Source organism: Bacillus sp. NEAU-Y102 (genome assembly GCF_054788175.1).
Window position 1 is genome coordinate 312,743 of record NZ_JBTWFK010000002.1, and the last position, 11,864, is coordinate 324,606.

General features: G+C 36.3%; 14 protein-coding genes. 10 read left to right on the forward strand and 4 right to left on the reverse strand.

Going from position 1 to position 11,864, the window contains the following annotated elements:
- The first annotated feature begins 6 nt into the window (after positions 1-6).
- The 6 genes from ACYFX0_RS08075 (at position 7) to ACYFX0_RS08100 (ending at position 6,350) form a co-directional block, all read left to right on the forward strand.
- Positions 7-852 (forward strand): TylF/MycF family methyltransferase, encoded by an 846-nt coding sequence (locus ACYFX0_RS08075; protein WP_000444387.1) that lies wholly within the window; start codon positions 7-9, stop codon positions 850-852.
- Between the two features lie 184 nt (positions 853-1,036).
- Positions 1,037-1,789 (forward strand): class I SAM-dependent methyltransferase, encoded by a 753-nt coding sequence (locus ACYFX0_RS08080; RefSeq protein ID WP_001292841.1) that lies wholly within the window; start codon positions 1,037-1,039, stop codon positions 1,787-1,789.
- A gap of 13 nt (positions 1,790-1,802) precedes the next feature.
- Entirely contained in the window at positions 1,803-2,729 is a 927-nt protein-coding gene (locus tag ACYFX0_RS08085; protein ID WP_000135606.1) for a glycosyltransferase family 2 protein, read from the forward strand.
- A 118-nt stretch (positions 2,730-2,847) separates the two neighbouring features.
- Positions 2,848-4,008, forward strand: a complete 1,161-nt coding sequence (locus ACYFX0_RS08090) for an FtsW/RodA/SpoVE family cell cycle protein (protein ID WP_460270223.1) — start codon at positions 2,848-2,850, stop codon at positions 4,006-4,008.
- Between the two features lie 76 nt (positions 4,009-4,084).
- Positions 4,085-4,825 carry a bis(5'-nucleosyl)-tetraphosphatase PrpE gene (prpE, locus tag ACYFX0_RS08095; RefSeq protein ID WP_000872691.1) on the forward strand — a complete coding sequence of 247 codons (741 nt, stop codon included), beginning with the start codon at positions 4,085-4,087 and terminating at the stop codon, positions 4,823-4,825.
- 136 nt (positions 4,826-4,961) lie between these two features.
- On the forward strand, positions 4,962-6,350 hold the full coding sequence (locus ACYFX0_RS08100; RefSeq protein WP_000730506.1) for a peptidase G2 autoproteolytic cleavage domain-containing protein: 1,389 nt from the start codon (positions 4,962-4,964) through the stop codon (positions 6,348-6,350).
- 48 nt (positions 6,351-6,398) lie between these two features.
- On the opposite strand, the gene ACYFX0_RS08105 is transcribed toward ACYFX0_RS08100, so the two are convergent.
- The 4 genes from ACYFX0_RS08105 to ACYFX0_RS08120 are packed head-to-tail and all read right to left on the reverse strand — an operon-like array spanning position 6,399 to position 9,163.
- The gene (locus ACYFX0_RS08105) at positions 6,399-7,292 is read right to left on the reverse strand and encodes an RluA family pseudouridine synthase (protein WP_001079127.1); all 894 of its coding nucleotides are present in this window, start codon (positions 7,290-7,292) and stop codon (positions 6,399-6,401) included.
- 14 nt (positions 7,293-7,306) lie between these two features.
- Entirely contained in the window at positions 7,307-8,104 is a 798-nt protein-coding gene (locus ACYFX0_RS08110; protein WP_000673196.1) for an NAD kinase, read from the reverse strand.
- Between the two features lie 18 nt (positions 8,105-8,122).
- Entirely contained in the window at positions 8,123-8,761 is a 639-nt protein-coding gene (locus tag ACYFX0_RS08115; RefSeq protein ID WP_001081480.1) for a GTP pyrophosphokinase, read from the reverse strand.
- A 30-nt stretch (positions 8,762-8,791) separates the two neighbouring features.
- Positions 8,792-9,163 carry a UPF0738 family protein gene (locus tag ACYFX0_RS08120; protein ID WP_460270226.1) on the reverse strand — a complete coding sequence of 124 codons (372 nt, stop codon included), beginning with the start codon at positions 9,161-9,163 and terminating at the stop codon, positions 8,792-8,794.
- Between the two features lie 146 nt (positions 9,164-9,309).
- Here ACYFX0_RS08120 and ACYFX0_RS08125 point away from each other — a divergent pair, with 146 nt between their 5' ends.
- The 4 genes from ACYFX0_RS08125 to ACYFX0_RS08140 all read left to right on the forward strand — a co-directional run bounded on the left by ACYFX0_RS08125 (position 9,310) and on the right by ACYFX0_RS08140 (position 11,751).
- Complete coding sequence (locus ACYFX0_RS08125) at positions 9,310-9,888, forward strand: CYTH domain-containing protein (protein ID WP_000191102.1); 579 nt, start codon at positions 9,310-9,312, stop codon at positions 9,886-9,888.
- Positions 9,889-10,056: 168 nt separating this feature from the next.
- Positions 10,057-10,455, forward strand: coding sequence for a globin domain-containing protein (locus tag ACYFX0_RS08130; RefSeq protein WP_000043386.1), 399 nt, complete (start codon positions 10,057-10,059; stop codon positions 10,453-10,455).
- On the forward strand, positions 10,455-11,348 hold the full coding sequence (locus tag ACYFX0_RS08135; protein WP_000360643.1) for a ClpXP adapter SpxH family protein: 894 nt from the start codon (positions 10,455-10,457) through the stop codon (positions 11,346-11,348). Before ACYFX0_RS08130 ends, ACYFX0_RS08135 begins: the two co-directional genes overlap by 1 nt.
- A 229-nt stretch (positions 11,349-11,577) precedes the next feature.
- Positions 11,578-11,751, forward strand: a complete 174-nt coding sequence (locus ACYFX0_RS08140; RefSeq protein WP_000750354.1) for a hypothetical protein — start codon at positions 11,578-11,580, stop codon at positions 11,749-11,751.
- Positions 11,752-11,864: the final 113 nt, after the last annotated feature.

Here is an 11,864-nt window from a genome sequence, read left to right on the forward strand (position 1 = left end):
ACAAATATGGAAAGTAAATCTGCTGTTCAGCTTTATCTCGAATTGCTAAAGAAAACAATTTTATTTGAAATATGGTTGGAATATGAGGCATACTTACCCGCATCTCTACATATTTCGAAAGAACTAGAATTCGAACCCGTTACAGTCCCCCTCCCTTTATTCATTAAGCAATATGCCGAAAACCATAACTTAAAAATTGTAAAACCAAATGTTTCAAAAAGTGAACGTCATGATGGAATGGATTGGCCAAGAGCAGCACATAGCATGATTGGTCGAGAACGTATGAACCAATTACAAGAGGCAATGGAAACCGTTGTTCGTGAAAATATAGAGGGAGATTTTATTGAAACAGGTGTATGGCGCGGAGGATCATGCATTTTTATGAATGGTTTTTTACAAGCAAACAACATTACGAATCGTACTGTGTGGGTCGCAGATTCATTTGAAGGTTTGCCAGCACCGAATCTAGAACAATATCCAAAAGATTACGGTGATTATTTACACACATTCGATTACTTACGCGTCTCTTTAGAACAAGTACAAGAGAATTTTAAAAAATATGATTTACTAAATGATCAAGTGAAATTTTTAAAAGGTTGGTTTAAAGATACTTTACCAACAGCACCAATTGAAAAAATAGCAATTGCACGGCTTGATGGTGATATGTACGAATCCACCATGGATGGTCTCATGAACTTATATGATAAAGTTTCTAAAGGTGGCTATATAATTATCGATGACTACGGGCTACCGCCATGCGCTGAGGCTGTGACAGACTTTAGAAAGCAACGAAATTTAAAAGCCCCTATTACTAAAATTGATGTATTTGGCGTTTATTGGAGAAAAGAATAAACAAGATTTAATCTATAGGAGATTCCATTTTCACTCATTCTTCTCTCACTTCTAATCCAATTAAGTATTTCTTTTGTGGAATCTCCTTACATATAACAATTGTTTTCCTTTGTTCTCTCACTACAAATTGAAAATTTTATTAATAGAGTGACTGCATATTCTCAAACAAGAAAGGGGTATACTCATGAGCGAACTTAACAAAGAAATGACTTTACTCCCCCCTCCTGAACTCGTCCAATATGTAGGTGGCGACTTCAAAAAGGTTGGAAAAGAGTTCCTAAAGCATTTTATTCAAATTGGCGCTTTAAAATCAAATGAAAAAGTATTAGATGTAGGCTGCGGCGTCGGCCGAATGGCTGTACCATTAATGAATTACTTAAATGATGATGGAGCATATTATGGATTTGATTTGTTTAAAGATGGAATTACTTGGTGTCAAAATAACATTTCAACTATGCGTAATAATTTTCACTTTGAACATGTTGACATATACAATCAATTCTATAATCCAGAAGGAAAAGAAGATGCCTCTCAATATCGTTTTCCCTATGAAGACGAAACATTCGATTTTATCTTTTTAACTTCTGTATTTACACATCTTCTTCCAAAAGAATTAGAACATTACGTATCTGAAATTGTACGTGTATTAAAAAAAGACGGGAGATGTTTCATTACATTCTTTCTAATAAATCCTGAATCGTCCTATTATTTAAATGCAGGACAAAGTACATTAGGTTTTTATCATCGAATTGAAAATTGCTACGTTGTAAATAAAGATATTCCCAATTTTGCAGTTGCTTATCCTGAGACAGATATTTGCAATCTATTGAATAAGTATGGTCTAGAAATAATCAATAAACCACATTATGGTTTATGGTGCGGCAGACCAGAATATACAAGTTACCAAGATATTGTTCTTACAAAAAAAAGCTTCTGAAAGGAAGTTATGTATGGCGAGTGAAAAAAATCTACCTCTCGTTTCTATCCTTATTCCCACTTATAATCGACCCCATTATTTCAAAATCGCTCTAGAAAGTGCATTGGCACAAACTTATTCAAATATTGAAATCATCATCGGAGATGATAGTACAAATGATGAAACAGCAACTCTAATCCATGAACAATACTTACCAAATTATAAAAATATAACATACATTCGAAATATCTCTACTCTAGGACAATTTCACAATGACCTTATGCTCATAGAAAAATCAAATGGTGAGTATATAAATTTTTTAATGGACGATGACGTGTTTTATAAGCATAAAATACAAAAAATGATGGCCTATTTTGAGCAAGATTCCAATAAAGATCTTGCTCTTGTTACTTCTTATCGAGTACGTATTGATGATCATGGAAATCTAATCGGCGATGCCCATCCAACACAAAAGTTATATAGCGAAGATACCCCATTAAACGGAATATTTTTAGGCGACTGGATGCTAAAGGCCGGCCACAACATTATCGGCGAACCTACAACTACTTTGTTTCGAAAGAACTTGCTCACTGAACCTTTTGGCACCCTTAAAGAGCGACAATATTCTTGTAGTGTTGATATGGCCTCATGGATTTCTTTACTTTCTAAAGGAAATGCAATATACATTTCTGAGCCTTTAAGTCAATTTCGCTACCATGCTGGACAACAAATACACAATAAACTACTTCAAGGTTGCGAAGATTTCACACACCTCGTTATAACAGCAAAAGAATATGGATTTTTACAAAATACTATAGACTATAGAACAGCTCTACTTAGTGCTTACAAATGGTGTAAAAGTTCCTTAAAATACTACCTTCATCAACTAGATATTTTTCCTGACGCACATGTACGTCTTGCCCATTGTTTGGATATAATTATTAAAGAGTTAAACAATTAAACTACTCTGCAAAATCAAAAGTGTATGGACTATATGTGAATCATTCGTATAGTTCATACATTCTTTCTCATACTATAAAATCCATTACTATAAAGAGCAGTAGAAAGGAATACCTACATTGAAAGATTCAAATTCTCAATATCAAATAGACTACGTATTACTATTTATTTTATTTGCCATTGGGATTGTTAGTTGTTGTGCTATTGCAAGTGCGCAAGCCTCCTTACCGCCATTTTTACAAAATGTCAATTTTGTACTCAAGCAAATCCAATGGTACTTCATTGGATTTATAGCCATTGGTGTTATTATGATTATCGATTTCGATCGTTATCAAAAAATTGCTTGGTATTTGTATAGCTTTGCAATGGTACTACTTATTGGACTAGAACTTCAAGTACCAGGTGCCGTTACAATTAAAGGCGCTACCGCTTGGTACAGGCTCCCAGGCATCGGAAATTTTCAGCCTTCTGAAATTATGAAATTGTTTTTAATTATCGTCATTGGACGAATTATAGCAAATCATAATGAGAAATATTTTTCCCAAACAATGCGTGACGATTTTTTATTACTTGGAAAAATATTTGCGACAAGCTTGCCACCACTACTACTTATTGCAAAAGAACCAGATTTAGGAAACACAATGGTCATTTCAGCGATGCTTGCAGCAATGATACTAGTTTCTGGCATACGATGGCGTTTTGTTTTCGGATTAGTTTCAGGTACTTTCGTGGCTGGATCTACATTAATATATATTTTTTTTACTCACACAGATTTCTTTAAAGCACACATTTTAAAAGAATATCAATTAAATCGCTTCTACGGATGGTTGGCACCTTACAAATATGATGCGCAAGGCTATCAATTAAGACAAGCATTCTTAGCGACTGGATCCGGAGAAATGCAAGGAAAGGGATGGGAAAATGGACAAGTATATTTTCCAGAACCACATACAGATTTTATTTTCACTAATGTCGCTGAACAATTTGGATTTCTAGGTGCAAGTGTCATTATTTCACTTTTTTTCTTACTCATTTTTCGAATGATTCATATCGCTTTAGAAAGTAATGACCCTTTCGGTAGTTACATTTGCGCTGGTACAATCGGAATGTTTACTTTCCAAGTATTCCAAAATATCGGGATGACAATCGGATTACTTCCCATTACAGGGATAACATTACCTCTTATGAGCTACGGAGGAAGTTCACTGCTTACATACATGATTGCGATTGGATTCATTTTAAATATTCGCTCAAGAACGAAAAGCTTTATGTTTAAATGAACAACACAAAAACGCTATATTTTTATCTCTATCCTTTTTTAGATATACTAATGAAAAATACGATGGAGGTTTAAATATGAAATATGACATTATAGGAGATATTCATGGATGCTTCCAAGAGTTTCAAAATTTAACAGAGAAGCTAGGGTATAACTGGAGTAGCGGTCTACCGATCCACCCTGAACAACGTAAACTTGCATTCGTTGGTGATATTACAGACCGTGGTCCTCATTCATTACGTATGATCGAAATTGTATGGGAACTTGTCATACATAAAAAAGAAGCTTATTACGCTCCTGGAAATCACTGTAATAAATTATATCGATTTTTCCTTGGACGTAATGTAACAATCGCTCACGGACTTGAAACAACTGTCGCTGAATATGAGGCACTTCCTTCTCATAAGCAAAACATTATAAAAGAAAAGTTTATCACTCTTTATGAACAATCACCACTCTACCACATACTAGATGAAAAAAAAGTAATCGTATGTCACGCTGGGATTCGGCAAGATTACATAGGAAGACGAGATAAAAAAGTACAAACCTTTGTATTATATGGTGATATTACAGGAGAAAAGCATGCCGATGGCTCACCTGTCCGTCGCGATTGGGCGCAAGAATACAAGGGGCAAGCTTGGATTGTATATGGACATACACCAGTAAAAGAACCTCGATTCGTCAATCAGACAGTCAATATTGATACTGGTGCTGTATTTGGTGGCAAATTAACCGGATTACGTTATCCTGAAATGGAGACTATCTCTGTCCCTTCTTCTTTACCTTTTGTCACTGAGAAGTTCCGTCCAATTTCATAACTACCTTACTTAGCGAGAGATTACCGTATTATTTAGGCAGATCTCATATAAAACTAGGTAAAGTAATTAAAAAAAGATGCAATAAAGTGCATCTTTTTTTAATTGCTTTACATATAATGTCGCAGGAGGTGACAGAATGAAGAAAAAATCTTCTAAACAAAAAAGAAAATTTCCCCCTTTATATCTGCCCATGTACGGAATTAACAACTGGTGTAGCATTCGGGCTGCAGCCATAGAAGAACTAGAAGAACAAGAGTCATCAAAAAAAAGCAAAGTAAAACCAACATATGTCTCTTTAGAAAATGCTGTGATGAACCACATAATCGATCGCAGAAAAATAAAGATGCAACAAAAAAATAAACAGCTCTCAAATCAAGATGAACAGGTACTACGTTCTAACCAAACAGAAGAAACCGCGGAAGAAAATAATTCTGTAGCAATAAATAAAAAAGTGGAACCAGAAATTCCAGCTGCTATTATAAACAAAGTAAAAAAAATAAAAGAAGCATTAGCTTCATCGAATGATATACAAACTGAAAAACCACTCATAATTGAGACACCTACACCTGAAAATACAAAAGTTAAAAGGGGCGGCCGATATGCATATGCGGAGGGGCTTCACTCTCATGCGGAGGGCATGGCAGCACATGCGGAAGGCTTATTAACACACGCAAAAGGTTCTTTCTCTCATGCAGAAGGATCCAACTCAAAAGCAACTGGACATAGTTCGCATAGTGAGGGAAGTGAAACGACAGCAGGCGGTGCTTATTCTCATGCGGAGGGTAAACAGACGACTGCTTTAGGCGAAGCAGCACACGCAGAAGGAACCGCAACTATCGCTAACGGCTTCTCTTCTCATGCGGAAGGTCATCATACATCAACAGCTCATTTTGCAGGTAGCCATATTATGGGGCGCTTCGGCACTGCAGAAGAAGCTTATTCCTGGTTTATTGCAAATGGTGCAAACGACACCGACCATAATATCGGTGCTAAATGGCTTGCCCATAATGGAGAAATGTATATTGAGGGCGCGTCTTACAATGCAAGCGGAACGGATTTTGCACAAATGTTTGAAACAGAAGGTCATAAACCTATTGATGTCGGTTATTTCGTTACATTTAGTAGCGAAGAAAAAATTCGGATAGCTACTTCACACGATTCGTTCATTTTAGGAATATCTAGTGCAACCCCTGCACTTATAGGAAATAGCGGGGCTTTAAGTTGGCAAAAACGCTATAAAACAGACAACTTTGGAAAACGCCAATATGTATGGACGGAATCAGAAGAAATACAACCTCTTTTAAATACAGAATGGGATCCAGCTTGCAAATATGTAGCAAGAAAAGATCGCGCCGAGTGGCTTCCTGTCGGATTAATTGGGCAAATGTTAGTACGTGATGACGGCACTTGCGAAACGCATGGATATTGTCGTCCAAATGACAATGGCATTGCTACAAAAGCCGAAAGTGGATTTTTCGTTATAAAGCGTACGGGTGAGAACCAAATTTTAATATTATTCCGCTAAGAAAAAAGGGAACAAAATTCTTTATAACATAAGAATTTTGTTCCCTTTTTAAGCATTCCTAAGTAACTCTTGCATATCGCTTGGAATCTTTATAGTGAAAGACATTTCTTTCTCTAAAATAGGATGATAAAACGTCAAAGATTTACTATGAAGTGCTTGCCGTTTCATTTCATCCCTTCTTCCTCCATATAAGTTATCACCAAGTAATGGATGTCCTATATGAGCCATATGCACACGAATTTGATGCGTTCTTCCTGTCTCAAGCTCCAGCGCTACATGTGTCTTATGATATGTACTATCAATTACTTTAAAATGAGTAACTGCCCTTTGTCCATCCTCACAAACCGTTCGCTCAATAATGCTATCAGATTTCCGACCAATTGGTGCATCAATCATTCCTTCTCGTTCTACCATCTCACCGTGAACAATTGCTTCATACGTTCGTTTCACAGCTTTTTGTTGATGCTGCTTCGATAAAAGATGATGCACGAAACGATTTTTTGCAATAAGCATAAGCCCTGAAGTATCACGATCTAACCGTGTTACAATGTGTACTGTACTTGCAAGATGCTGCTTATCATAATGAGATAAAAGCGCATTGGCAACACTCCCTGTCGGATGTTCCCTAGATGGAATCGTTGACATGTTCGCCTCTTTATTAATGATAAGAACCGCATCATCTTCATATACAATGCATAAAGGGATATCTTCTGCAATCATCCCTTCACTTCTTTCCTCCACTGGAAAAAAGATGCGTAATTCTTCACTAGCGCGCAACTGATGACGAACACTCGCATGTTGACCATTTACTTCAATTGCCCCGCCGTGAAACTTTATATCCGTTAAAGCGGCTTTAGAAATACCTTTCGTTTTCAAAAATTCCCTAACTAAAGTACTCTCTTCAGCCAGTCCTATATCCCATTTCAATGTAAATCTGTTCAAATTTATAACCCTTTCTATTTATCTGCAACAAACGAGTCACGAACTCGTTTCCAGAACGGGAACGGGCGGAAACGAACAAATCGTACTTTCTCGTTTGCGACGCGATACTGGATTGATTTCACATCTTGATGAACCATCGTTAAATGATCCACTGTAATTTGTAAGTTCATTCCTGCAGCTGGCTTTAACACACATGTATGGTGCTTCGGCAATACGAGTGGCGATCCCACAGTACGAAACACACGATTGTTAATGGACGCCATTTCTGCAATTTGAATCGCTTCAATAGAAGGGTGAATAATTGCTCCGCCAAGCGCTTTATTATATGCAGTACTTCCTGAAGGAGTAGAAATACAAAGGCCGTCCCCGCGGAATGTTTCAAAATATTCTCCGCGTATTTCTACTTCTGTTACTAATGTACCTTCTGCACTTTTTACAGTCGCCTCATTCATCGCCAAATACTGTGACTCTTTACTTCCATTCACATAGCGAATAATCACTTCTAAAAGCGGATATTCCACCACTTGGAATGGTGTTTTCGCAATCGCAATTACTAATTTCTCTACTTCTGTCGGTAACCAATCTGCATAGAAACCTAAATGTCCTGTATGTACACCAACAAATGCTGTTTCATCCAATCGATTATAATAACGATGAAACGCATATAAAAGCGTTCCATCTCCCCCAACAGAAATTACAATATCGGGTTCCTTTTCATCCATTGTAAATCCAAAATCTAACAAGTACTCTTTCATCGTGCTTGCCAGTGTATCTGATGATTGATCTCCCTTTGACATAATTGTAAATTTCATCGCCCAACACCCTTTAGTTTATGATTCGGAATCTTTCGTTTCTTGCTTTCTTGAAAAAGCCTTCTGCGCTTCTTGAATCTCAAGACGAATAGAAGACATTTCTTCATCTAATAAAAACGCCGCTTCCGCTGCACGTTGCAAGCGTATTTTAATATCTTCAGGAAAACGTCCACTATATTTATAATTTAAAGAATGCTCAATTGTTGCCCAAAAGTTCATTGCTAACGTGCGTATTTGGATTTCTACCAATACTTTTTTTTCTCCCTGAATCGTTTGAACGGGGTAACTAATGACAACGTGATAAGAGCGATAGCCGCTATCTTTCTTTTGCGTGACATAATCACGTTCTTCCACGATTTCAAAGTCATTTCGTTTTCGAAGATATTCTACAACAGGCTTAATCTCATCAACAAATTGACACATCATTCGAAGGCCCGCGATGTCTTGCATATCTTCTCTCAGCCGATCTAGCGGTACATTTCTCTTCTCCGCTTTATCAATAATACTAGCAACCGACTTTACCCTTCCTGTTACAAACTCAATTGGAGAATGCTCTGTCAACATTGCAAATTGAGTACGCATTCCTTTTAGTTTCACTTTCAGCTCTGCCACCGCTTGATGGTAAGGTGCTAAAAATTCTTCCCAATTTCGATTCATTTCAACCACCACCAAAATCAATCCATTTGCTTATAGAAATACTTTTTCTACAGCAGTTACTAGTTCTTCTCCGTAATTTGCATTACCTTCAATATTTTCAACTAAATATTCTACTTCTTCTTTTAAATTTTCTAATTCCATTTCAACGTCATTCACACGAACGAACATTACTATATCTTTATTCATCGCTTCATGCATTGCTTCCCAGCATGTGTGCGGAATACTTACATAAATGAAAGATGATTCGTTTTCTAAAATATATAAAAATGATAAATTGTCTGAGTCTACAAGTACGTGATTACGCGCACTTAACTCCTTTACCTCTATTTCATTATTTTCCGCACAAAAAATAAGCGCATTCTCTCTCTTTTCTACGCTCTTAACTTGAATTTTATTTTGCATGCTCTAACTCCTCCATCTCAACTTCCTGTCTTACTTAACAGTATTATTGTATCATAACATGGACGCAAACAAATAAAACATTGAACCAAATTTATGAAAAAGCGATAATGTGTAAAGAATTATTTTTTAAAAGGAGCGCGCATACAATGACACAAGAAATTGAAATTGAATTTAAAAATATTGTTACAGAAGAAGAATTCGATACATTATGTAAATCATTCTCTATTGAAGCATTTACGAAACAGGTGAATCACTACTTTGAAACACCGGGCTTCTCGTTAAAAGAAGCCGGCTCTGCACTTCGTATTCGTCATAAAGGAGAAATTTATACATTAACATTGAAACAACCTGCAGAAGTCGGCTTGTTAGAAACGCATCAAGTCGTAACAGAAGACGAAGCAAGAATGATGATGGAAACAAACGTAATCATTCCAGGGGCTGTAATGGATCAACTACACAAATTACAAATTCCTGTTTCCACTTTAACTTATATGGGTAGTTTAACAACTGAAAGAGCCGAAGCATTATTTAAAGGCGGAACGCTTGTCTTTGATCATAGTTTCTATTACAATCACGATGATTATGAAATTGAATTTGAAGTGCAAGATGAAGAAACAGGAAAAGCTGCATTTATTCATTTATTAACGCAACATAACATACCTGTTCGTCATACAAATAACAAAGTAAAACGCTTTTTCCTTGCCAAACAAAACAAAGCACGCTAAAGTGAAAATTCCACTAGTGAATATGTTTCACTAGTGGATACATCTTACTAAAAAAGTTTACACCCGTAGAATAAGCAAAGAATGTTTGAGAAGGCTGTTTATTTGCCCTCTCGAACATTCCATTGCTACAATAGATATACATTTCATGGAAAAAGGAGTTTATAAAGGATGAGCAAGCAACCGATGACACCATTTGAAGCAATTGGCGGTGAACAATGCATTGCAATATTAGTAGATACATTTTATTCCTATGTCAGTAAACACCCTGACTTATCTCCCATCTTCCCGGAAGATTTAACAGAAACCGCTAGGAAGCAGAAGCAATTTCTAACACAATATTTAGGTGGTCCTAATTTGTACACTGAAGAACATGGTCATCCTATGTTAAGGGCACGCCATCTTCCGTTTGAGATTACTCCAAAACGAGCAGAGGCTTGGCTATCATGTATGGAGCAAGCAATGGATGATACTGGAGTGCATGGTCATATAAGAGAGTTTGTTTTTGAACGTTTAGCATTAACCGCTCAGCATATGGTTAATACTCCAAACGAAACAGGTGAAGTGTAATGGATAAGCAGGAAGCAAAGCATATAAATATGCCATCTCCTTCCGCATGCGAGCATAAGTCTGTAGAAGCATATTTATTTATTGATCCACTTTGTAAAGATTGCTGGGAAATTGAGCCTTTTATTATTAAACTATGGCTTGAATACGGGAAATACTTCTCTATTCGTCATATCGTAACAGGAAAAGTGGATGGAACGAACGCTTCCTCACACAAATGGAATAAACCTGCTAATATTCGATTTGTGTGGGAAAAGACAACAAGTTTACAAGGTTTTTCATGTGATGGAAAGGTACATATGCAAGAAGCATCGTCAACACCATATTTAGTTTCGATGGCAATTAAGGCGGCGGAGTTGCAAGGCCGAAAAGCAGGTTCGAAGTTTTTGCGAAAACTCCAAGAATACATTTTCCTTGAAAATGTATCAAACCCTGACTGCGAACTATTACTTGCATGTGCGAAAGATAGCAATATTGATGTAGAAGAATTTAAAAAAGATCTACATTCTGCTAGTGCAAAAAAAGCTTTCCAATGTGACTTGAAATTCACGAATGAGATGCATATTACAGAAATACCCTCCCTCGTCTTTTTTCATGCGAACTCAGATGAAGAAGGTATTAAAATCGCTGGAAATTATTCCTACGATGTATACGTACAATTATTGAAAGAACTTGTAAAATGTGAAATTGAGCCAGAACCATTACCACCTTTAGAAGCATTACTAGAAGCAACACAATTTATATCTTCAAAAGAAGTAGCATTTATTTATGACTGTCCGCAGCAAGAAATTGAGCGCGAACTTAAAAAATTACAACTGAAACGAAAAGTACAAATGATTGAAGTAAAATGCGAACGTTATTGGAAATGGATAGCAAAAGAAAAAGACCTGGTGTAAACACCAGGTCTTTTTCTTTACGGCTTATAAAAATATTAAAGGGGATGGGAGAAATTTTCACGTTCAAACAAAGGGGTATATGTTTGTATGTGAATTCGTTCACGCTTATTATATTACAAGATTCGACGCCAGATGACAACCCCTTTTGTCGAAATTCACACTTTTGTCACATTCTAAACGTTTTCATTTTTGAATAAGCTATAAAAAAGGTCATTTAGGGGGGTTATTTATGAAAAAATCTTATATTGCTCTTCTCTTTCTAGCTGTCATCGTTTCTTTTTTCTTGTACATCCTCTCTCTACTACAAGCTTTTCCTAAAATTATTGCCTTACCTCTTTTATTTGGAATCATCGTTATCACTCTCTCTTATTTCAATCATAAAAAAAGATTCAAAGGGTTTTAATTTCAAAAATCAGCTGTAAAACTATCCTTTCAGTTAGAAAAACAAAGAAATTCACCTTATTTTTTCGACAAATATCGACATTGAATTTATTCAACAAAAAAGACGAGGATACA